Here is a 22,111-nt window from a genome sequence, read left to right as displayed (position 1 = left end):
TGAACAGTTTTTGACCAGGTACCCATGACTCAAACCATGACCGTATCCGAGCAAAACGCCCCCGCCGAAACCGGCGAGCGCAAGACCAAAAAGCTCTATATCCAGACCCACGGCTGCCAGATGAACGAGTATGACTCCGCGCGTATGCGCGACCTGCTCGGCGACAGCCACGACATGGTGCCCACCGACGACCCGGAAGAGGCGGATGTCCTGCTGGTCAACACCTGCTCCATCCGCGAGAAGGCACAGGAAAAACTGTTCCACCAGCTCGGTCGCTGGAAGCACCTGAAACAGAAGAACCCGGACCTGGTGATTGGCGTCGGCGGCTGCGTTGCCAGCCAGGAAGGCGAGGCCATCGCCAAGCGCGCGCCCTACGTCGACCTGATCTTTGGCCCGCAGACCCTGCACCGCCTGCCGGAAATGATGGAGCAGCGCGACGAGCAGGACGGCGCCCTGGTGGTAGACGTGAGCTTCCCGGAAATCGAGAAATTTGATCGGCTGCCGCAACCGGAAGCCGACGGCGCAACTGCGTTCGTGTCCATCATGGAAGGCTGCTCCAAGTACTGCACTTTCTGCGTGGTGCCCTATACCCGCGGTGAAGAAGTCAGCCGCCCGGTCGCGGACGTACTGGAAGAAGTGGCACACCTGGCAGACCAGGGCGTACGCGAAATCAACCTGCTGGGCCAGAACGTCAACGCCTATCGCGCGGAGCTGGTGGGGGAAAACGGCGTGGGCCACCTGGTGGACCTGGCCGAACTGATCACCTATGTGGCGGCCATCGACGGCATCGACCGTATCCGTTTCACCACCTCGCACCCGGTAGAGTTCAGTGATTCACTGATCCAGGTCTATGCCGAGGTACCGGAACTGGTCAGCCACCTGCACCTGCCGGTGCAAAGCGGCTCCGACCGGGTATTGATGGCGATGAAGCGCGGCCACACTGCACTGGAGTACAAATCCAAGATCCGCCGCCTGCGCGAGATCCGCCCGGACATCTCCATTTCCTCGGACTTTATCATCGGCTTCCCCGGTGAGACCGAGCGCGACTTTGAGCAAACCATGAAACTGATCCAGGATATCGGCTTCGATACCTCATTCAGCTTCGTGTACTCCGCGCGACCCGGCACACCTGCCGCAGACCTGCAGGACGACACTCCCGAAGGACTGAAGAAGCAGCGCCTGAAGATCCTGCAGGACCGCATCAACCAGCACGCAATGGAAATAAGCCGCCGCATGGTAGGCAATACCGAGCGCGTGCTGGTGACCGGTATCTCCAAGAAAGACCCGGGCCAGCTGCAGGGCCGCACTGAAAATAACCGTGTGGTCAATTTCCGTAGCGGCGAGCTGGGCCTGATCGGCAAGTTTGCCGACATTTTGATCGAGGAAGCCCTGCCGAACTCCCTGCGCGGTACCCTGGTGGGTTCCGAACTCGACGATTGATCCCCGCCTGAGAGCGCGCTGTTTTCCTGCACCGCGCTCGCTTCCCGCCCCTCCTGTAATACGGGTATAAAAAAGCCCTCTTCTTATAATCATTCAGTCACAACCAGCGCTTTCCAGCGCCGTCTAAATGGATATAAGCTACAGGCATAGCCACCGGTAAAAAGGAAGATTGAGACACATTTTGGAAACCACAACACTCGCTCACAGCATCACCCTGGAGCCCAACGACGCCCGCCGCCTGGCCAACCTCTGTGGCCAATTCGATCAACACCTGCGCCAGATAGAAGAACGACTCGGAGTAGAGATCCGCAACCGCGGCAATCAGTTCTCGTTCTATGGCAGTAGCAGCAACGCCCGCGCCGCGGGTGAGGTACTGAGCTTCCTGTACAAGGAAACCGGCAAGAACCCGGACCTGACCCCGGATGAAGTCCATCTTGCGCTGCAGCAGTCGGGTGTGGAGGAGTTGGTAGAAGGCACGGACGAGCCCCAGACAGTGCTGATTCGTACCAAAAAGTGCTCCATCAAGCCCCGCGGCCGCAACCAGCAACGTTACGTCAAGGCGGTACAGGGCCACGATATCAATTTCGGTATCGGCCCGGCGGGTACCGGCAAGACCTACCTGGCGGTGGCCTGTGCGGTTGAGGCCCTGCTGAAGGACGAGGTGGAGCGTATCCTGCTGGTGCGCCCGGCTGTGGAAGCCGGTGAAAAACTGGGTTTCCTGCCCGGTGACCTGAGCCAGAAAGTGGACCCGTACCTGCGCCCATTGTACGACGCACTTTACGAGATGCTCGGTTTCGAGACCGTGGGCAAGCTGATTGAGCGCAACGTGATCGAGGTGGCACCGCTCGCGTACATGCGAGGCCGCACCCTGAACAACGCTTTTGTGATCCTCGATGAGAGCCAGAACACCACCCGCGAGCAGATGAAGATGTTCCTGACCCGGATCGGCTTCGGCTCCACGGCAGTCATTACCGGCGACCCCAGCCAGATCGACCTGCCGCGCGGCCAGCAATCCGGCCTGCGCCACTCAGTCGAGGTCCTGGAAGGCGTGAACGGCATCAGCTTTGTGCACTTCGGGGCCAAGGACGTGGTGCGCCACCCGCTGGTGCAGCGTATCGTGGAGGCCTACGGCACCTACGAGGAGGCCCAGGAAGAGGCCCAGAAAAAGGAACAGGAAGCCCGCAGGGCAGAGTTCCGCCAGCTGCGCGGCAAGGATGAAGGCAGTGGCGAGGACGCCGCCTGACGCGCCCGGGATTGCACTGCATGGACATTACCGTCGACCTGCAGATCGCCAGCGCCGCTGAGGCGCTGCCGTCTGCCGAGCAGATTGAAACCTGGGCGGAGGCCGCGCTTGCCGGCCGCCGCGACGAGGCAGAACTGAGTGTGCGTATCGTCGATGAGGCCGAAAGCCACAGCCTGAACCATCAGTACCGGGGCAAGGACAAGCCCACCAACGTCCTCTCTTTTCCCGCCGACCTGCCGCCGGACCTGCCCCTGCCCCTGCTGGGGGACCTGGTCATCTGCGCGCCAGTGGTCCTGCGCGAGGCCGCAGAACAACACAAAACCCCTGAATCCCACTGGGCACACATGGTTGTCCATGGCACACTGCACCTGCTGGGTTTTGACCATATCGAGGACACAGAGGCCGAGATCATGGAAAACCTGGAAACCGAAATCCTGACCGGGCTGGGATACCCTGCCCCTTACACTACCAAGGAATAAAAGAGCCGGGAGTATGGCCACCTCCATGACAGAAGAACCCCCAAGTAGCTCCTCCTCCAGCAAGCCACAGCCACGCCAGAGTGAAAAGAACTGGCTCGACCGGCTGATGGGCGCCTTTTCCGCGGAACCCAAGTCCCGCGACGAATTGCTGGAGATCATCAAGGACGCAGCCGACAACCGGCTGGTCGATCAGGAGGCGCTTTCCATCATCGAGGGTGCCCTCGACGTGCAGGACCAGCAGGTGCGGGAGATCATGATCCCGCGCTCGCAGATCGTCGCGGTTGCACTGGACGAGACACCCGCGCAGTTCCTGGCCAAGATCATTGAATCCGGGCACTCCCGCTTCCCCGTTATCGGCGACAGCATCGACGACATTCGCGGCATCCTGCTGGCCAAGGACCTGTTGCCACTGGTGCTGAAGGGGCTCGAGGATTTCCGCCTCGAGAACATCATCCGCCCGGCCAATATCATTCCCGAGAGTAAGCGCCTCAATGTGCTGCTGCGTGAATTCCGGGAGAACCGCTATCACATGGCGGTGGTAATCGACGAGTACGGCGGCGTTGCCGGCGTCATCACGATTGAAGACATCCTCGAGGAAATCGTCGGCGAAATCGAAGACGAAACCGATGAAGACGATGATGATGTATTTATCCGCAAGGTGGGCGACAACGACTTCATCGTCAAGGCGCTGACGCCGATCGAAGAGTTCAACGAGTTCTTCTCCTGTGAATTCAGTGATGAAGAGTTCGACACCGTTGGCGGTCTGGTGATGCAATCCTTCGGTCACCTCCCGGAACGGGACGAGTCAACCGAGCTCGGCGTGTTCAATTTCCGTGTACTCTACGCCGACAATCGCCAGATTCACCTGCTGCGCGTGCAGCGTGACAGCGGCAAGAGCAGCGACCAGGAATAAATAAACGCAGGGACTTCGGAGGCGAAGCGCGGCACCCATGAAACTGCTGATCAAACCGGTGCTGGCGGCAATCGCCGGCGCCCTGCTGACCCTCACCCTCGCCCCCTTCGATTACTGGCCGCTGGGGCTCATCGCCCTGGCCCTGTTTGCCGGGTTACTCGCCAGCGAAACGGACTGGGGTGGACGCCACAAGCCGCTTAGCGGCCGCCGCGCCTTCTGGCTCGCATTCGCCGCAGGGATTGGGCTGTTCGGCACCGGTGCCACCTGGGTATACGTCTCCATCACCGGCTTCGGCGGCGCCTCGCCGGCGCTCGGTGTACTCCTGAGCGGATTGTTCGTACTGATTCTCGCCGCCATGCTGGCGACGCCTTACTACCTGTTGGGGCGCTGGTTCAGCGCCACGCCGCTCGCCTTCCTGCTCGCGTTCCCGGCATGCTGGTTCCTCGGTGAATGGCTGCGCAGCTGGCTGTTCAGCGGCTTCCCATGGCTGTTCAGCGGCTACGCCCACCTCGATACCCCGCTGGCGGGCTGGGCACCCCTGGCGAGCGTGTTTGGCATCGGCTTTATCCTCGCGTTCAGCGCCGCCGCGCTCGCACTGGCGGTCCACTGGCTGCGCCAGCGTGACTACCGCCAGCCAGCCATCGCCCTCGCGGCGGCGGCGGTGCTATGGATCGGCGGCGCCGCGCTCAAGCAGGTTGACTGGACCGAGGCCACCGGTGAGCCCGTCAGCATCGGCCTGGTGCAGGCCAATATCCCACAGGAAAAAAAATGGCTGCCGGAGTTTCGTGGTGAGACCATCCGTCGCTACGGTACTGCGACGGAAACCTTGCTGGCGCAGGACGTAGACCTGGTGGTCTGGCCGGAAGTGGCCCTGCCGATGCTGTTCAGCCAAAGCAAGACGCTGACACAGCAGCTGCAGAAGATGGCCGAGGAAAAGAACGCCGATATCATCAGCGGTATCCTTTTCGACCGTATCGAGGATGGCCGCCGGATCATCCACAACTCCGCTGCCGTGTTTGGCCGTACACCGCACGTCTACCACAAGCGCCAGCTGGTGCCGTTTGGCGAGTATGTACCGCTGGAAGACATCCTGCGTGGCCTGATCGAATTCTTTAACCTGCCCACCTCCTTTATCCGCCCGGGCCCCGAAGGCCAGGCGCCGCTGCGCGCGGCCGGTATCGACTGGGGCACTTACATCTGTTACGAGATTGTCTACCCGGATCTGGTCGCAGCGAGTGCCGCCAACACCGATGCCCTGCTGACCATCAGCAACGATGCGTGGTTCGGCAGCTCCATCGGACCGCTGCAGCATATGCAGATGGCGCGCATGCGTGCACTCGAAACCGGCCGCAACCTGGTGCGCGCCACCAACACCGGCTTGACGGCTTTCGTGGACTATCGCGGCAATGTCGTCGCAGAGCTACCGCAGTTTGAGCAACACACACTGGTGGCAAGCATCGAGGGCCGACGCGGTATCACGCCGTTCATGGCGACCGGCAGCACCCTGTTGCTGGGACTGGCGCTGGCATTCCTCGCCCTCGCGCGCGGCGCTTCTGTGCGCAGGGCGACGATGCAGGCGCCGCTGCGCAACCCTGCCTGACGTCACGCGCCTCAGGCCTCCTACCGCGTATATCACCCTGCTGGCGGAATCGCTTGTCTGGCGCTCGCTTGTTTGTTGCAATGAGGCCAGCAGTACGAAAGAAAACCATAATAAGCATTCGCACAACCGCAATTGAGGCCGTCAAATGGAATACCGTTTACCCCTCGCCCAACTGGCACAAAATGTTGCATGCCACCCAAACAGGCCCTATCTGCACCAGCCGCACAATCGCGAATGGACGACCTATACATGGTCCCAGTTCGACGAAAATGCGCGGCGTATCGCCAAAGGACTGACCGAGGCACTGGAGCCCGGTGACAAGGTGGCCATCCTGGCGAAAAACAGCGCCGAGTGGTTCATGCTGGATATGGCCATCATGATGGCCGGCATGGTGAGCGTGCCCATCTACGCCACAGCAGGCACGAGTACCATCAGTTACATACTGCAGCACAGCGAAGCCAGGGCCGTCTTTGTCGGCAAGCTCGACAGTACGGAAGCGGCCGAAGCGGCCATTCCCGATGACATGCTGACAGTGGTGTTTCCCTACCCTTCCATCGGCCCGGGCACCGGCCAGCAGCAGCGCTGGCAGGACTGGCTGGTGCGCAACCAGCCGTTGCAGCGCGTGCACGAGCCGCAGGCGGACGACATGGCAACCCTGGTCTACACCTCCGGCAGCACTGGCCGCCCCAAGGGCGTGGTGCTGTCCTTTCGAAACCTTGCCAGCAGCGCCTACTGCTCCGCACAACTGGAAGTGGACGGCGCCTACGAGCGCACCATGTCCTACCTGCCACTGGCGCATATCACCGAGCGCTGCGTCATCGAGTTGATGAGCCTTTACGCGGCCACCATCGAGGTATTCTTTGTCGAGTCACTCGATACGTTTATCGAAGATGTGCGCCACGCGCAGCCCAGCATGTTTCTTTCAGTGCCGCGCCTGTGGACCAAGTTCCAGACCGAAATCCTCGCCAAACTGCCGCAGAACAAGCTCAACGTCCTGCTCAGGATTCCTTTTATCAACAAACTCATTCGGCGCAAGATCAAGCAGGGCCTCGGTCTCGACAAGTCACTGATCTGTGGCTCCGGATCAGCGCCGATATCGCCGGCTGTCTTGCGCTGGTATGCGAGCATCGGCATCGACATCGCCGAGGGCTGGGGTATGACGGAAACCTCCGGCCTGTCCTGCAGTAACCTGCCTTATGAAAGCGTGCGCCTAGGCAGCATCGGGGTCCCGGTGGACTGTGTGGAGATGAAATTGTCCGAGGAGGGAGAGATCCTGATCCGGGGTGAAGCGGTCTTCTCCGAGTATTACAAGAATCCGGAAGCCACCGACGAAGCATTTGTCGATGGCTGGTTCCGCACCGGCGACCGGGCCGACAAGAACCCGGATGGCAGCTGGAAGATCATCGGGCGGGTCAAGGAACAGTTCAAGACCGGGAAAGGCAAGTATGTGGCACCGGTTCCGATCGAATCGCAGTTATCCCGCAATTCCGATATCGAGCAGGTGTGCGTGCTGGGCTCCGGCCGCAAGCATCCCATCGCGATTGTGGTTCTGGCAGAGCAGTGTCGTGGTTACAACCCGGTTACAGAGCAACGCCTGCAGAACACCCTGGACGAGGTGAACAGCGAGCTGGAATCGCATGCACGCCTGGACCATATCGTTGTCAGCGATACACCCTGGACCATCGAGAATGAATTGCTGACGCCAACGATGAAAATCAAGCGTAACAAGCTTGAGGAACGCTACGGCCACTACCTGACAGACGAGCTGGAAGATACCATCGTATGGGAAAAATCCGGCACCACCGACGGCGTTGGAACCGCAGCAGCTACTTGACCATAAATAAAAAACAGGGGGAAACATGGGCATCATTGGCTCACGGCTGACCGTGGCCGGCGCGCGCGTGCGCGCCGCGCTAACCCCAGCACCACCTGAGGACCCGCGAACAGAAATTACCAACCATGCCTTTTCCATCGCCCCGCAGCTTCTGGGCGTGGCCATTGCGCCGCCCTGGCGTCGCGGGCTCGCAATGCTGCTGGATGTCACCCTGATCGGCCTGCTCGCCACCGGCAAGTGGTTTATCTGGTTGCCAATTGTCTGCTGGGGCCTGATGGTGCACTACGGCGGGAGGCCCGCCCGTATTGGCATCGCGATCGCCAAATTCACCGGCTACACACTGGCATTCATACTGGCGCTGGTTATCACTGTGTTTGTAATGGGCGACCGCATCCAGATCGTCAGCGATGGCGTCGACGAAAACCCGCTGCTCGACCTGATGATCAACAACGACCTGGAGCAGATCGATCAGAAGCTCGGGAATATGTCGGACCAGGAAATCCAGGCCATGTTGACTGCCAGTGGTGTTCCCGTGACCACCACCGAGGGCGATATCGTGGTACTGGAAGAAGAATCAGCGGGCGGTAGCGCATTGGCTGCCGCCGAACCGCTTCCGGCCGAACCGGATTCCGGTTTTTCCCTGAAGGACCTGAGCATCGTGGACCTGGCGCTGCGGTTCCTCAGCGATCTGGGTATTGAGTTCGGTATCGGGGCGCTCTACTTTACGCTGTTCACCTGGGCCTGGCAGGGGCAGACACCGGGCAAGCGCCTGCTGGGTACGCGTGCGGTCAAGCTGGACGGTTCCAGCTTCGGTATCTGGGATGCGTTCGGGCGCTACGGCGGCTACGCCACCGGTATTGCCACCGGCCTGCTGGGATTTCTGCAGATTTTCTGGGACCCGAACCGGCAGGCGATGCAGGACAAACTCGCCTTTACAGCGGTTATCCGCAATCAATAAACATTACCAAAGACAACTCGTTTTACTAAAAAAAATAAACAGGAATTACTGACCATGCGGGGAATTATCGCTCTCCTGGGCGCAGTCATTGCGCTGGGCGCAGCAGGCTGCAAGCAGCAGCCTGACTTCAGCGAGCTGGATGCGCTGATGCAAAGCAACATCGAGGCTGGCTTTCCCGGTGCCGTACTCGGTGTGTGGCATGCCGGAGAAATCATCAAGCTACAGGCATACGGCTACGCGAAGCGCCACGATGCCCGCGAGCCCGCCAGAACCCCGCAAGCGCCGCTGCTGCTCGCACCCATCCCGGAAAATGAGCGGATCCCGGCGCGCCTCGATACCATCTACGACCTGGCCTCCAACACCAAGATGTACGCAACCAATTATGCGTTGCAGCATCTCGTCAGCGAGGAAAAGCTTGACCTGGACGCACCGGTACAGCGCTACCTGCCGGACTACCGGGACCGGCCACAGGACCCGGTAAAGGGCAAGGCGACAGTTACCGTTCGCGACCTGCTGCGTCACACCGCCGGCCACCCGCCAAGCATCGAGTTTTACAAGTCCAACGACCCTGAGCTCTTCGCAATCGACCGCGCCGCAGGCCTGCTTGCCATGCAGCGCGCCCCCCTGCAGGTACCGCCGCGCACCCGGGTAAAGTATTCCGATATTGATTACATGCTACTCGGCCAGATCATCGAGGCGATCACCGGCAAGACCCAGGACCGCTTCCTGCAGGAGACCTTCTTCGGCCCCATGGGACTGGAGCGCACCGGCTTTAACCTGCTGGATACGCCGGTGAATGGTCGCGTCTATCAATTGTCGGACTTTGCCGCCACGGAAATCTACGGCAATACGCGCGAGCAGCAACTGGATTACCCGGGAGTCCGTACCGGCACCATCCAGGGCCAGGTGCACGATGAGAAAGCCTTCTATTCACTTGGCGGAGTTGCCGGCCACGCGGGCCTGTTTTCCACCGCAGAAGAAATGCTTACCCTGATGTCGCTGATGCTACATGAGGGCCAGCAAGACGGTGTACAGTATTTTGACAAACAGGCGATCCGGGAATTCCTGCAGCCCAACCCCAATTTCAGGAGCGATGGCTTCGCACTGGGCTGGAATGTGAATGTGGGCGGCAAGTTCTCCTATCTTTTTGGCAAGCATGCGAGTGACAGCGCCTTCGGTCACTCCGGCTGGGTGGGCACTGTGTCGGTCATCGACCCTGAGCACGATCTGATGGTTGTGCTGCTCGGTAACAAAAAGAATACCCATATCCGCATGGATTGCGGCAAGCCACTGTGCGAGCGCTTCGACGGTGACAAGATGGCGATCGGGGATTATGACCCTATCATCGAAAAGGTTTATGAGGCGCTGGGGCTGGCCGATACGCCCTAAATACTGATCTAAGTACAGATCTAAGTACTGAAAGCTACAGATAGGCATGGATCAAATATGCAGATCGCAGAAAGCATTCCCATGCTGGACGATATTCTGGCGCCATGGCGAGACACCATAGGCGCGGACTTTCAGGGGTACCGCAACCATGTCAGTCGCATGCTGAACTTCTGCTTCCTCCTGCGCGACTGTAGCGAGGAGGAAAGGCACAAGCACATCATTGCCGGGGCCTTCCACGATATCGGTATCTGGGTCAACAACACGGTGGACTACGTACCCCCCTCGATTCCGCCGGCCGTGGCTTACCTGGAAGAACACGATCCGCAGGCGTGGTCTGATGAAATCACCCTGATGATCAGCGAGCATCACAAGATGCGCGCGTATCAAAGTGAATACCAGCCTCTGGTGGAACTATTCCGCCAGGGGGACCTGGTGGATTTTTCCTGCGGCGCGGTGCGCTTCGGTCTCCCGAAAAACGCCATCCGGGCGGTCAAGGGCGCCTATCCCAATGCCGGATTCCACAAGGGACTGATGAAAAAGGCTGGAAAGTGGTTGCTGAAACACCCGCTCAACCCTGCGCCGATGATGAAGTGGTGAGCGCGGGGCAGCACAAAAAGGAGGCTTTTGTGCGCTTCCGCACAATCTGCGGCTGCTTAATATCGACAAACAATGGTACGCGGTTGATACTGCCCCGGCACCCTACACTCTGAAGAGGTGAAACCTTGACAGTATCCACTGCAAACAATCCATCTGACAGCATCATTTCAAGACAGCGAAGCCTGGGGTTTTTCTTTTTCGCAAGCCTTTCACTTCTGGTATTCGTCGTCGCCGCTTTCGGGCTCAAGGTTATAGTGCACCCGGAAAGGCTGGCGCGATACGAAATCCCACTGGTAGTCCTACATGGCCTGATCATGGTCGCCTGGTTCGGCCTGTTTGTGTTACAGGCCCGCCTCGTACAAGCAGGATCCATTCGCGCGCATCGTCGCGCGGGGTTTGCCGGGATCATGCTACTCATCCTGATGGTCGCGACCGGCATCCCGCTCTCTTATCAGCTGGGCCGCGCGATGCTTTTTGTCGCGAACTGCGTCATGCTGCTTACCTTCACCGCGCTATTCGTCAGCGCGGTAATCGCAGCGAGCAGACGCAACTTCGAGGCACACAAGCGTCTGATGCTGATGGCTTCACTGGCGGTCATCGGGCCGGCAGTAGGAAGAGTCTGGCAGGTCCTCGAGATCCCGGAAATTTCTTCACTGCTAGCTATCATTGCAGCCAAGGTGCTGATTCCGGTCAGCTACGATCTGAAAACGCTTGGCTCTTTACACAAGGCGACTATCGCTGGCGTGACATTTTCGGTTTCCATGACCGCACTGATGGTCGCCATCATTCTGTCACCTTTACTTAGCGTGATCCAAAGCATTTTGTTCGGCTGATTGCAAACTACCGGGGCATGTACAGGGCGAAAAGCCCACTACTTGTTGCTGGGCTGCATCGCGGGCCATACCAGCCTGTTTTTCCACTGTCGAAGGAACGCCCCTTGACGGCACTCATGCTTTACGATGGCCGTCACACCTCACCAGCTAAAGGTCAGCCCTGCGGCAAAGGTAGTGAGGTCACTACCGGTATCCTGCCGGGTTCGTGCCCCCAAATAAGACAGGCGTACGCCAGCGCGCTCTGAAATCGGCTGTGCGTAAGTCAGTTTCCAGCCATAATTTTTCTTCAGATCTCCCTGCGATCTGCCATTAATCCTTGTTTCACCACCATGGTTGTAGCCCAGGCTGAACGAGGCCCAGCGCCCTTGTGGAAGCGACCGCACGATATGACCATGGGCAAAATACAATGGCGCCTGCTCGAGCCTGTTTTTCCCAAAAAATTCATCGTTGTCCCCATGCAGCCATAGCTCCCCGGTAAGCTCCAGTGTCCAGGGTCCGCGGGTGTGCGTCACGCCCAGTTGCGGCCTCACCACGTAGCGATTTTCCCCTAGATTCAGAAGGCGGCCCTGACGATAATGCCCGGTCGGCAGGCGCGCAGCTATGGCAGCGCCTACAAGCGTCTCGCTCTGGACGGAACTCCGGTAAGCAGTGAAGTCTTTACCGCGCAGCGGCGGTGCACCATACAGGTTGATGGAGCCGCGGATAAACAGGTCTGAAAAACCTTCTCTGCGCGTCAATCCGGGTTGACCATTGAGCAGCCCTTCCCAGACTCCGGACTGATGTGCCTGGGTGAACTGAATGCGGGAAGAACGCTCCAGAAATTCGAAGGTGCGGACATAATTGAACGCAAAGGTATCTAGCTCCAGCTCCGCGCCCTCGATCCGTAGCGTTGGATCAAAAAATATCTTTGCCGAGGTACGGACCAGGGAAGCAATACCGAAATTCCTGTCTAGCGGCAGGTGATTCCATTGCCGGGGCTGCGGGTCCATTGCATGCAGCGACGCACTGAAACTGAGTGCGATCGCCGCAAGGCCAGACTTTTTCATCACTTGCGATAGTCGAGTGGTGGCTTGCGGTCGCCCAGCAACGGCTCATACCTGAAGTCGTCGCCGCGCTTCTCATCAAACTCTGCCCGCGCCTTTTTGAGCAGCGTTGGTTCGCGCAGTAACTGGATGCCGGACAGTGTCAGGGTTTCCGCCGCAAGCTGCATACCCTTGTGGCCGATACTCATACCGCCAGCCGCAACGGCCTGCCAGGTATGGGCAGAAGTGCCCGGCACCCAGGTTGCAGTTCGGAAACCACCGGTTGGTACATTCCAGCTCACGTCGCCAACGTCAGTCGACCCCGGGGTGGCTTTTTCGGACGGGTCGTAATCGGCAATTTGTGCCGCGCTTTCAAGCGTCTTATCCGGGCCCGTGGCCAGCCCCTCGAGGCTTTTCGCAAAAGCCTCTTCCTCCGCCGAGTATTCAATACCACCGAACTGGCGCAGGCTCGCATCCAGCAGGCGATTCAGTGCCTGGTTTGGCAGCAGGCTGTGGTTACCGTGGATAACCTCCCACTCTACGCTGGTGCCGGTGCCCTGCGCTGCGGCCCTGGCAATATCCTCGACCCTTTCCCATATCGGCTGCAGCTCCGCAGCACTGCTATCGCGCACGTAATAGAAAACTTCTGCTTTGGCCGGCACCACATTGGGCGCCAGGCCGCCATCAGTAATCACATAATGGATACGGGTGCTGTCCGGCACATGTTCGCGCAACATGTTCACCATGAAATTCATCGCCTCGACGCCGTCGAGGGCAGAGCGGCCCCGCTCAGGCGCCGCCGCCGCATGGCTGGAGACACCGGAGAAGCGGAATTTAGCGGATTTATTGGCGAGGCTGGAGCGCGGCAGTGCTGCATTGCTATCACCCGGGTGCCACTGCAGGATCGCATCCACCCCTTTAAAGACCCCCGCGCGCACCATATAGACCTTGCCCGAGCCGCCCTCTTCCGCTGGCGTGCCATAAAGGCGCACTTCGCCCGCGGTACCAGTCTCCTGTATCCAGCGACTCAGCATGACCGCCGCCGCCGTAGAGCCGGCGCCAAACAGATGGTGACCACAGGCGTGGCCAGCGGCCTGTCCCTCGATCGAGCTATGCTGCGGAACTGCGTGCTGGGCGACCCCCGGCAACGCATCCATTTCTGCCAACAGGCCGAGCACCGGGCCACCGCGACCCTGTTTGAAGGTGGCGACAAAGGCAGTGGGGATGCCGGCGATGCCCGTTTCTATGCTGAATCCGGCTGCGCGCAGCTGGTCCTGCATGGCTGCGCTACTGCGGGTTTCCTGATAACCCATCTCCGCCCATTGCCAGAGTTTGTCGGCGAGGCCGACTGCGTCCGGCGCGATGACCCGGGACTGTTGTTCCACCCAGGCGGCATCAGTGGCCAGAGACTTTTCATCGTAGGCCGACACCGCATTGGCAGCGCCCGCCAGCGCCAGCACCAGCATGGATTTGCGAAACATAGTGCATCCCTTGTTTTTATCACTGTTAGGTAATTGCGGAATCAACTATGGGCGATATCGGCCGCGCGGGCAAATCCGGCACGGCCTCAATGGACAGGTATTACTCGAAGGCGTAGCTGAGTTTAACGAACACACCTTCCTGTTCGCTCACCAGCGCACGGGATGCAGGACGGGTGCCGGCAACGGAAGTGATGCCAGCCACCAGAGAGGAATAGGCATTGAACTGATAGCGGTAGCGCAACTGTGTCAGCAACTGGCGCGAATGTGCCTCGACTGCATCGACGTAAAGCGCCGGGTTCTGTTCGGTCTCCGCGCGCTGCGCCCACAGCTGCAACTGCTGGTGCGCGCTGAAGTTGTAGCGCACCCGGGCCTGCACCAGTCGCGTGCGGTACAACTCGCCACCGTCAACTTCGAATCGGCCCAGGTCGATCATGGCCGCCACTTCCCAGTGTGCGCCGGGACTCCAGTCTATCTCCACATCGCCAGTGGAATAGGTTCCGGTCCCGCTCAGCGGGTTATCGTAGTTGATGCGCTCAAAACGCCCCATGAAGCTGTTGATATGCAGGCTGTCCAGAACCTTGCCTCCACCCCAGACGCCACTACCGTTGAGTGCATACTCGACGCCTTCATAGAGCTCATGGCCAGTTTCAGCGAACATTCCGAGCTCCCGCTGCTTCACGGCGTCGACAGCGACTTTCAATTGCGCCTCATCACTCAGGCGATTGAAGTCGAGGTCGTCAACACGCTCGTATTCCAGCTCGAACTCCACCCGGTTCCACCAGGTATCCCTGTCTGCGTAAATACGGTATTCCGTCTCAGAGACGCTGTCCCAAACACCGACCTGGTTGAGTACTCCCAGGTCCGCCCGGAAACCATCGGCAATATTGCGCACCCGGTTGGTGAAGCTGAGTTCACGGGTCTGATAGCTATGGTAGAGATGCGCGGCGTGCCCTTTCTGGGTGCCCTGCAAACCATATTCCTGCTGCAGCAGCTCCGGATTCTGTGTATCCGAGTGGTAGACCTCAGCCGCAAAAGTGTGCCCCTCCCACGGCCGGTACAGGACATTAAAGCCGGTCGCCGCGCTGTGGTAATCGTCCGCCTTGCGCAGCGTACTGAGGCTGCCGAAACGCAGCTTGTCACTGACATTGTTGCGGTAGCTGAGTACACCGTTGGTACTGGCCGCAGCATATTCCACCAACTCGGAACTGTCGCGACCAGGCAGGATAAATGAAGTGGTGTAGTCATCCACCACGAAGCTACCGAGCGTATGGTCACCAAAGCGCCCGGTATATTTCAAGCCCCAGTCCGGCGCGTTGATATTGCGCGTATAAAGTACCGGGAAAAAGCTGTTGAAGTAACGCTGGTCCTCGAGGAAAAACGCACGCTTCTCCGGATATTGCAAGGCAAAGCGCTCATTCAGATCGAACTGGATGGTGTCGGCATCTACCTGGGAGAAATCCGGGTTCGCGGTAACCGTCACGGCAGAGTCGCTGCCGAGCTTCCACACCAGGTCGACGCCGGCATCGGTATCGGTTTTGTCGGACCAGTCGCCGCCCTGTGCCAGGTCGCGCGTACGGCTGCGCCCCGCAACTACATAGGGCGTCACCCGGTAGCCGGACGAGGCATTGATCGGCTCATGCAGCTCCAGCTTGGGGTAATCGCACTCCTCACACTGGCCGGTCTGCTCCCAGGGACTGCTGCCATACACGGCGAAATCACCGTAGCCGGTAAAGCGCGTGATAAACACGCCCCACTGCTGCGCCTGTTTGCTGTTGTCGAAGCCAAGCGTGGTGAATGGAATCTTGACCTCCACCTCATAGCCTTGCTCGGTGATCCGGCCTTCGGAGTACCAGATGCCATTCCAGTCCGGGTCCTCGAGCCCCGAGGAGCTGATGATCTCGTCGGCCTGGATGCCAATCGCATTGACCCGCAGCTGGTACGCCGAGCGCTGCTCATTGAAGGAATCCAGGTGAATGCGGATCTGATCCTGGTTATCGATTTCGTCGCGCTGGCGATAGCTGGCCCGCAGACGCTGCGGCTCGGGGTCACTGGCCCGGATGCCCACATACAGCGCATCGTGGCTGTAGAACAGGTAGGCCTCCGTTGCGCGATCGGCCGGTGTGTTTTCGCCGGGAAAAATTTCGAACGGCAGGTCCATCAGCTCGGCGCGCTGCCAGTGCGGCTCGTCCAGTTTGCCGTCGAGGGTGATCTCGACCTGCTGCTCATGGGGCAAGGCCGCAAACAGCCCGGTCATGCGGATGGGCTGTGTGGCCCAGGTGCTGCTGGCGGCACTGAGGACCAGCAGGGCCATCAGGGAAATAGTCTTCAGGTGCATGCGTATTTTCGCCGTCTCGATTTATTGTGGTTATCGATTTTCAATTTCGAAGCGCGCGAATGATAAGCATTATTCGTGAATTGGGAAGGCTACCGGCGGGAATATTCGCCCGCCGGCAGTGTGTTTGCGATGGATGACACCAGTCAGCGCCATCCCGTGGGTCTTATCGACCCCGATTGCGGAACCAATCAACCAGCTTTACAAAGCGTGTGCCCAGCTTCATGGCCAGGTCCTGTTCGCCTTCATCGACGGCAACCGACAGGCTGGCGGCCCCCGGCGCATAGGATTGCTCCATCATGGCCAGCACGTTCTTTTCGATCATGCCTTTCAAAGGCACTTTGGATACCATGCCGTACATGGCTGCGGAGCCTTCGTAGGCCAGGTCCGGGTTTCTCTTCACCTCCGCCACCGAAGCCTTGAGGTCGGCAAGGTACCGGGGGATTGCCTGCTCGTGGTTAACCGTGACCATCGCGTGCAGGGCATCGGGATGCTGCTGGCGATTGATGGACCAGCCGCGCGCTTCCATCTGGTCGCCCACGGCAAAGATATTCACTTCCGGATCCGTGCTGTGATAGGAGAATACGCACATGTCGGGCTCACCCAGCACCTGCAGCCCGTCGATCGCATTAACCCCGTCCATCATGTCGCGCGCGAGCTGCATACTCTTGTCCGCCATCTCAAGGAAGCCCTGTTTGCCGATGGTCTGCATGGAAGCCCAGGCTGCGGCAATCGCACTGCCGGCACGGGTGCCCAGTAGCGCCGGCGACGCATAGACACCACCTGACCAGTTGCTCACGATCAGGAACTGGTGGCGCAGGTAATCCATGCTGCGATACAGGATCACGGATGCGCCCTTGGCCGCATAGCCGTATTTGTGCACATCGGCAGAAATCGAAGTCACGCCGGGCACCGCAAAGTCAAAGTCCGGCACCGGGTAGCCCAGCTCTTTTACAAACGGCAGCATAAAACCGCCCAGACAGGCATCCACGTGCAGCGGCAGTTTCTTTTCCTGCGCGAGCTTACCCAGCTCCGCGATGGGATCGATCACGCCCTGAGGGTAGGACGGCGCGGAGCCCACCAACAGAATGGTATTGCGGTTGATCAGTTTGCGAGTCGCGGCCAGGTCTGCGCGGAAGTCCTTGCCGATGGGGGCGCGGATAATCTTTACATCAAAGTATTTCGCCGCTTTCTCGAATGCCACGTGCACGGTTTCCGGGACGATCATATTTGGCCGCCGAACCCACGGGCGCTTCTTGCGGGCGTAGTCCCGATAAGTCTTGATCGCCATGAGAATGCTTTCGGTACCACCGGAGGTCATGGTGCCCACCACATTCTCATCACCGTGCAGCATGTTCGCTGACATGCGCACCACATCGGTTTCGAACTGCTTCAGGCTCTTGAAGGCCATCGGGTTCAGGTAGTTGGTGGAGAAGAACATATTGTGGGCTTCCTTGATGGTGCCGTAATGCTCATCGTCCTTGTGGTATACCAGGCTCCACACCTTGCCCGCTTTGAAATCAGTATCTTCTGCGGCGGCTGCCTGCATCGCATCCAGCAGCGGTGTTTTCGCGATGCCCTGCTCCGGCAGATTGCCGGTAAACAGGTTTTTCGCGGGTTGCTGCTCTTCTTGCTTTTGTTGCTCTTGCTTTTCTTTTTGCCGATTTTGCGCAACGACGCTCATGCTATCTCCGGTATCAGAATTTTTAGAATAAGTAATCAAACAGGTAGGCAAGGCCAACACCCAGCAGGTTGCTGAGCGCATAGCCGATGATGCCCGCGGTAATCCCCGACAAGAGGATTTCCCGGTTTTTCAGGGTGCCCGCCACCATAGGCACAAAAGGCGGCGAAGCGATGGCGGCGACTGAGGTGATCAGGAACGTATCCACATCAATCCTGAGCAGCCGGCAGATGCATGCGTGCAGGATGACAGAACCATACACGATGATCAGCACAAAGAGAGCGAGATCCGGGTCGAGCTGGCCGAACAGATCCGTAGTGATCATGGAGCCCACAATCACGCAAAAACACAGCACGATATACATGCCCAGGTCAAAGGTATGCGGGATTTCCCTGACCTTTGGGTTGAGGGAGGCTGCCAGCGCGAGCAGCGTCAACCCCACCATAATAAACGGCAATTCATGCGCGCCGGCGAAGGACCGGGCAGCGACCACAACCAGCGCTACAATTGCTGCGGCAAGTACCACGGCAATCGACAGGCGTCTGGCAACCGGCCACCGGAGTAGCGCGGCGTAGTGTTGCTCCCAGGCAGCGGGCTCGAGGTTGTCGGCATGCCCCAACGCTTTTTCCCGCTGCTGGAAGGATGGCAGGAAATGCAGGAATACCTGCTGTGCGATCGAGGCGACAAACAAAAGATAGGCAATAGTTAGGAAAGTATCGTAAGTATGCAGTTGCAGGAACAGGTTGTTGTCCACCGCCAGTGCTTCCTTGACTGCGGCAAGGTTCGGCGTACCGCCTGTGTAGAGCGCAATACCGAGGCCGACCAGTTTCCAGGTTTCCGCCAGTTCGTCGCGCAGCAGCCAGCCGGCCAAAAATGCCATGGCCACCACCGCGCCGATACTCGATGCCATGGCAAGCAGTGTGGTCGGTCCCAGATGAATCCAGTTGCGTACATTAACCGAGAACAAGAGCAGGGGCAGGGACAGAGCGATACAGGCACCCATCATGCTTTCCTGCAGCACCTTCAGCGCTGCCGCATTACCGCCTGCAAAGCCCGCGGGCAGCAACTGCGCGAGGGCCATGCCGGCGATATAGCAGAGCACCACGGCCCCGATCTTGTCGGCCAGCCGGTTGCGGCTGCACAAGACCAGCACCAGCGCCGGTAGCGCCAGGTAGACAAGAGCCAGAATTATCAGGTGTGGGTGCGCCATATTCCCGGACCGCGCTTGCATCCACGCGGGTGTAATTTTGATCAGGTGGGATTATAAACGCTCATTTTGTACAAATATACAATTTTGGATGGAAGGGAACTTAGGGGTCAGAGCGTTCGCTCTGACCCCAATAGTCCTGTCCGAGGGGTCAGAGCTTTGGCTCGATATCTGGGGTCAGAGCTTTCGCTCTGACCCCAGATATCTCTGACCCCATTAATCCACCACCACCCGCGTAGCCGGCAGGAACAACCGCTGGAACAGGCTGTTGGCCTCGGTATCTGTCAGGGAGGCCAGGTAGTCACACACAATGCGCGCGCGACTGTACCCCGGCGTATCCACATTGGCGTGGTAGCGCCGTGGCACCAGTCCGCGCCAGTTATCGAGCAGCACCGGGAAAAGCTCGGACAGTATCTTCTGGCCGCGGAACTCCATTTCCTGCAGCGGCTTCTGGCAGATGACCTCCTCGAACACGAAACGAATCAGGGTCTCCAGCACGGCCTTGCGCTCCGGCTCCATGCAGGCGCGGTAGTTGAGCAGCGGGTGTTCGAAGCCACCGTTCACCTCCGGCAGTATGCCCTCTACAAACACACTCTCCATCGTGCCCACCAGCGCCTTGAGACGCGCCGGGCTGCCATCGAGCAGCATCTTTTCAAAGTGGTCGGACTTCTGCCCGGCAAAGCGCGACAGGCTGGCAAGGCCGTCGCCGAGGCAGTCGAGTACCTGTTCCGCACGCACCAGTCCCATACTGAGGCCGTCTTCCAGGTCATGCACGCCGTAGGCGATATCATCTGCCAGGTCCATGATGGACGCATCAAACGGCATTTCCGTGGTCTTGAGTTGGTCCCCCTCCAGAGACAGCGCACACAGCGCCTTGCGCTCCTCTCGGTCAAACGGTGCCAGCACCCAGTCGAGAATCTCCAGGTCATCGTCGTGAATGCACTTGGGCGGGTGCCAGGGCTTGAGGCTGAGGGGAGCCTGTAGCGGCTTCTCCGGATAGGACTGGGAAATGCGCTTGAACGTGGCGGGGTATTTCAGCACCCCCAGCAGGGTGCGTCGGGTCAGGTCATAACCAAAGCCCTCGGAGAACTCCCCCAGGCGCGCCAGTACCCGCAGTGTCTGGCCGTTGCCCTCAAAGCCGCCACTGTCGAGCATATGGAAATTGAGGGCCGCCTCACCGCCGTGCCCGTACGGAGGATGGCCAATATCGTGGGCCAGGCAAATGGCCTGCACCAGCTCCACCGGCGGCACCCACTGCTTGAGCGGCGCGTAGAGCGCGCGCCAGCTGAGTAACTGCAACCGCCGGGCGATGCAGGCGCCCACATGGGCAACCTCCAGTGAGTGAGTCAGGCGCGTGCGGCAGCAGCCTGTCTCCCCCACCCCCATGACCTGGGTCTTTGACTGCATGCTGCGAAACGCACGGGAGTTGATGATCCTGCCGTGGTCCGTTCGGTATTGCCGCTCAACATCCCCGACCGGCTCTACCCTGGCGCCACTGCGCCGTACCACCCAAATGTCGCCATCCATGACTGATTCCGGTTTCCTTTATTGTTTTTGCCGGCCTTCCGCTTCCCGCGCCTCTGTACCCTTGTCCCGCTGGCACTGCTTTTGCCTGCCGGATAAAAATAGCGCCTCGGACACATTCCATGACGAAGCCAGTGCCAGAATTTGCCGCCGCGCCTGCCGGTGACTGGGCGATGACCGAGTGGTGCCCGCATACTTGCCGGATGAACCTGGGGAGATACTTATGCACTGCCTGATAACGGGCGGGTCCGGCCTGATCGGGCGGCTGTTCGCCCGTCACTGGCTCGATGCCGGCCACGCCCTGACAGTAGTCAGCCGCACACCGGCCAAGGCCGCGGCGCGCCTGCCGGATGGCTGCCGAATCGTGGACAACATCCGCAAGGCCGGTTCCGTGGATCTGGTGGTCAACCTGGCGGGCGAACCGATCGCCGATGCGCGCTGGAATGCCGCGCGCAAGGAGCAGATCCGTGCCAGCCGGCTGGAGACCACCGAAACCCTGGTGGACTGGATTGCCGATTCACAGGACAGGCCTGCCTATCTGTTGAGCGGATCAGCGGTGGGCTATTACGGCAGTTGCGGGGACGAGATCCTGACCGAGCGCCACTCGCCGGGTAATGACTTTTCCGCCACCCTGTGCCGTGACTGGGAAGCACTGGCCTGCGGTGCGGAATCTTTCGGGGTGACTGTGGGGCGACTGCGCACGGGCATCGTATTGTCCCGCCGCGGCGGCGCTCTGGCGCGCATGGAAACGCCGTTCCGGCTGGGCCTCGGGGGCGCCATGGGCAGCGGTCGCCAGTGGATGAGCTGGATTCACGAGGAAGATATCGTCGGCCTGATCCTGCACGCACTCAAAAACCGTATCGACGGCCCCATCAACGGCGGCAGCCCGAACCCCTCCACCAATGCGGAGTTCAGCCGGGCGCTGGCCTCAGCGCTGCACCGGCCGTGCCTGATGCGCACGCCTTCGGCCATCGTGAAAATGATGTTCGGGCAGATGGGCGAGGAGTTGTTGCTGGGCAGCCAGCGTATGACACCGCAGGTGGCCCTCAACAGCGGCTACCGGTTCCGCTTTCCGGACCTGGCCGCTGCGATGGCGGCGCTTTACAGCGCCTGACAAATAATCAACAGCGGGTCAGGCCGCGGCCTCTTCCTGGACCTGCAACAGGGCGGTGAGGTGCCGACGGGCGGAGGCAGCGCTCACTTCCTCGGCAATGCACTCCACCGGCGCAGTGGCAACCCAGCGCACCTGCCAGCGGTACCAGCGCGGCTCCTCACCGGACTGGCGCAGCTCGACGATATCAGTGCAAAGCGGGTCCAGCTCCAGTGCGCGCACCAGCTGCCCGGCAAAGGCTTCAAAGTTCTTGCTGATACGGGCGGCGGTTTCTTCGGAATGGATAAACAGGGTGTTGTGACCATCGCGCACTACCAGGCGGTAGCCCACGGATACCGGGCGATTCAAGCGGTTGCGCAATTGCATTTGGGCAAATACTGCTGTGGTATCCAACATGTCTCGTACTTCTCTTTTTTATCGTTATTATGCGGCCGCTCTTGTGGCGAGCCTGCTCTGGCGAACTGCCA

The 22,111-nt window shown here is 59.7% G+C and carries 18 protein-coding genes; 11 read left to right on the top strand and 7 right to left on the bottom strand.

What is annotated here, in order from left to right:
• Positions 1-24 precede the first annotated feature (24 nt).
• From miaB to QSJ80_RS04145, 10 genes are all read left to right on the top strand, one after another.
• On the top strand, positions 25-1,440 hold the full coding sequence (gene miaB, locus QSJ80_RS04190) for a tRNA (N6-isopentenyl adenosine(37)-C2)-methylthiotransferase MiaB (RefSeq protein WP_434219164.1): 1,416 nt from the start codon (positions 25-27) through the stop codon (positions 1,438-1,440).
• Positions 1,441-1,621: 181 nt separating this feature from the next.
• A complete protein-coding gene (locus tag QSJ80_RS04185; protein ID WP_285763045.1) occupies positions 1,622-2,683 on the top strand; it encodes a PhoH family protein in 1,062 nt (353 codons plus the stop codon).
• A 20-nt stretch (positions 2,684-2,703) separates the two neighbouring features.
• Complete coding sequence (gene ybeY / locus QSJ80_RS04180; protein WP_285763043.1) at positions 2,704-3,162, top strand: rRNA maturation RNase YbeY; 459 nt, start codon at positions 2,704-2,706, stop codon at positions 3,160-3,162.
• A 25-nt stretch (positions 3,163-3,187) separates the two neighbouring features.
• Positions 3,188-4,075: a CorC family transporter gene (locus QSJ80_RS04175; protein WP_285763042.1), complete on the top strand. Its 888-nt coding sequence runs from the start codon at positions 3,188-3,190 to the stop codon at positions 4,073-4,075.
• A gap of 37 nt (positions 4,076-4,112) precedes the next feature.
• A complete protein-coding gene (gene lnt, locus QSJ80_RS04170; RefSeq protein WP_285763041.1) occupies positions 4,113-5,675 on the top strand; it encodes an apolipoprotein N-acyltransferase in 1,563 nt (520 codons plus the stop codon).
• A 145-nt stretch (positions 5,676-5,820) separates the two neighbouring features.
• Entirely contained in the window at positions 5,821-7,509 is a 1,689-nt protein-coding gene (locus QSJ80_RS04165) for an AMP-binding protein (protein ID WP_285763040.1), read from the top strand.
• A 25-nt stretch (positions 7,510-7,534) separates the two neighbouring features.
• Positions 7,535-8,467: an RDD family protein gene (locus tag QSJ80_RS04160; protein WP_285763039.1), complete on the top strand. Its 933-nt coding sequence runs from the start codon at positions 7,535-7,537 to the stop codon at positions 8,465-8,467.
• A gap of 54 nt (positions 8,468-8,521) precedes the next feature.
• A complete protein-coding gene (gene pbp4b / locus QSJ80_RS04155) occupies positions 8,522-9,856 on the top strand; it encodes a penicillin binding protein PBP4B (RefSeq protein WP_285763038.1) in 1,335 nt (444 codons plus the stop codon).
• Between the two features lie 57 nt (positions 9,857-9,913).
• Positions 9,914-10,453: a hypothetical protein gene (locus tag QSJ80_RS04150; protein ID WP_285763037.1), complete on the top strand. Its 540-nt coding sequence runs from the start codon at positions 9,914-9,916 to the stop codon at positions 10,451-10,453.
• A 125-nt stretch (positions 10,454-10,578) separates the two neighbouring features.
• Complete coding sequence (locus QSJ80_RS04145) at positions 10,579-11,286, top strand: hypothetical protein (RefSeq protein WP_285763036.1); 708 nt, start codon at positions 10,579-10,581, stop codon at positions 11,284-11,286.
• Between the two features lie 140 nt (positions 11,287-11,426).
• On the opposite strand, the gene QSJ80_RS04140 is transcribed toward QSJ80_RS04145, so the two are convergent.
• The 6 genes from QSJ80_RS04140 to QSJ80_RS04115 form a co-directional block, all read right to left on the bottom strand.
• Complete coding sequence (locus QSJ80_RS04140; RefSeq protein ID WP_285763646.1) at positions 11,427-12,332, bottom strand: transporter; 906 nt, start codon at positions 12,330-12,332, stop codon at positions 11,427-11,429.
• Complete coding sequence (locus tag QSJ80_RS04135) at positions 12,332-13,789, bottom strand: amidohydrolase (protein ID WP_285763035.1); 1,458 nt, start codon at positions 13,787-13,789, stop codon at positions 12,332-12,334. Before QSJ80_RS04135 ends, QSJ80_RS04140 begins: the two co-directional genes overlap by 1 nt.
• Before the next feature lie 100 nt (positions 13,790-13,889).
• Positions 13,890-16,124 (bottom strand): carbohydrate binding family 9 domain-containing protein, encoded by a 2,235-nt coding sequence (locus tag QSJ80_RS04130; RefSeq protein WP_285763034.1) that lies wholly within the window; start codon positions 16,122-16,124, stop codon positions 13,890-13,892.
• Positions 16,125-16,287: 163 nt separating this feature from the next.
• The gene (locus tag QSJ80_RS04125; protein ID WP_285763032.1) at positions 16,288-17,805 is read right to left on the bottom strand and encodes a pyridoxal phosphate-dependent decarboxylase family protein; all 1,518 of its coding nucleotides are present in this window, start codon (positions 17,803-17,805) and stop codon (positions 16,288-16,290) included.
• Between the two features lie 22 nt (positions 17,806-17,827).
• The gene (locus QSJ80_RS04120; protein WP_285763031.1) at positions 17,828-19,012 is read right to left on the bottom strand and encodes a DUF819 family protein; all 1,185 of its coding nucleotides are present in this window, start codon (positions 19,010-19,012) and stop codon (positions 17,828-17,830) included.
• A 213-nt stretch (positions 19,013-19,225) separates the two neighbouring features.
• Positions 19,226-20,536, bottom strand: coding sequence for an anti-phage deoxyguanosine triphosphatase (locus tag QSJ80_RS04115; RefSeq protein ID WP_285763030.1), 1,311 nt, complete (start codon positions 20,534-20,536; stop codon positions 19,226-19,228).
• A gap of 220 nt (positions 20,537-20,756) precedes the next feature.
• Between QSJ80_RS04115 and QSJ80_RS04110 the strand changes: the two genes are divergently transcribed.
• Positions 20,757-21,647 carry a TIGR01777 family oxidoreductase gene (locus QSJ80_RS04110; RefSeq protein WP_285763029.1) on the top strand — a complete coding sequence of 297 codons (891 nt, stop codon included), beginning with the start codon at positions 20,757-20,759 and terminating at the stop codon, positions 21,645-21,647.
• Positions 21,648-21,665: 18 nt separating this feature from the next.
• Here the strand turns inward: QSJ80_RS04110 and QSJ80_RS04105 are convergent, their stop codons facing one another.
• Positions 21,666-22,040: a hypothetical protein gene (locus tag QSJ80_RS04105; protein WP_285763028.1), complete on the bottom strand. Its 375-nt coding sequence runs from the start codon at positions 22,038-22,040 to the stop codon at positions 21,666-21,668.
• Between the last annotated feature and the right edge of the window lie 71 nt (positions 22,041-22,111).

This window comes from Biformimicrobium ophioploci (assembly GCF_030270605.1).
Classification (GTDB): Bacteria; Pseudomonadota; Gammaproteobacteria; order Pseudomonadales; family Cellvibrionaceae; genus Biformimicrobium; species Biformimicrobium ophioploci.
The sequence above is the reverse complement of the archived record's forward strand: the minus strand, read 5'-3'. Positions and strand labels throughout refer to the sequence as shown.

Coding starts and splice junctions, on each gene's coding strand:
- QSJ80_RS04175 (WP_285763042.1), top strand. CDS start 3,188: ATGACAGAAGAACCCCCAAGTAGCTCCTCCTCCAGCAAGCCACAGCCA.
- miaB (WP_434219164.1), top strand. CDS start 25: ATGACTCAAACCATGACCGTATCCGAGCAAAACGCCCCCGCCGAAACC.
- QSJ80_RS04105 (WP_285763028.1), bottom strand. CDS start 22,040: ATGTTGGATACCACAGCAGTATTTGCCCAAATGCAATTGCGCAACCGC.
- ybeY (WP_285763043.1), top strand. CDS start 2,704: ATGGACATTACCGTCGACCTGCAGATCGCCAGCGCCGCTGAGGCGCTG.
- QSJ80_RS04125 (WP_285763032.1), bottom strand. CDS start 17,805: ATGAGCGTCGTTGCGCAAAATCGGCAAAAAGAAAAGCAAGAGCAACAA.
- pbp4b (WP_285763038.1), top strand. CDS start 8,522: ATGCGGGGAATTATCGCTCTCCTGGGCGCAGTCATTGCGCTGGGCGCA.
- QSJ80_RS04120 (WP_285763031.1), bottom strand. CDS start 19,012: ATGGCGCACCCACACCTGATAATTCTGGCTCTTGTCTACCTGGCGCTA.
- lnt (WP_285763041.1), top strand. CDS start 4,113: ATGAAACTGCTGATCAAACCGGTGCTGGCGGCAATCGCCGGCGCCCTG.
- QSJ80_RS04150 (WP_285763037.1), top strand. CDS start 9,914: ATGCAGATCGCAGAAAGCATTCCCATGCTGGACGATATTCTGGCGCCA.
- QSJ80_RS04160 (WP_285763039.1), top strand. CDS start 7,535: ATGGGCATCATTGGCTCACGGCTGACCGTGGCCGGCGCGCGCGTGCGC.
- QSJ80_RS04130 (WP_285763034.1), bottom strand. CDS start 16,124: ATGCACCTGAAGACTATTTCCCTGATGGCCCTGCTGGTCCTCAGTGCC.
- QSJ80_RS04115 (WP_285763030.1), bottom strand. CDS start 20,536: ATGGATGGCGACATTTGGGTGGTACGGCGCAGTGGCGCCAGGGTAGAG.
- QSJ80_RS04140 (WP_285763646.1), bottom strand. CDS start 12,332: ATGAAAAAGTCTGGCCTTGCGGCGATCGCACTCAGTTTCAGTGCGTCG.
- QSJ80_RS04135 (WP_285763035.1), bottom strand. CDS start 13,789: ATGTTTCGCAAATCCATGCTGGTGCTGGCGCTGGCGGGCGCTGCCAAT.
- QSJ80_RS04110 (WP_285763029.1), top strand. CDS start 20,757: ATGCACTGCCTGATAACGGGCGGGTCCGGCCTGATCGGGCGGCTGTTC.
- QSJ80_RS04165 (WP_285763040.1), top strand. CDS start 5,821: ATGGAATACCGTTTACCCCTCGCCCAACTGGCACAAAATGTTGCATGC.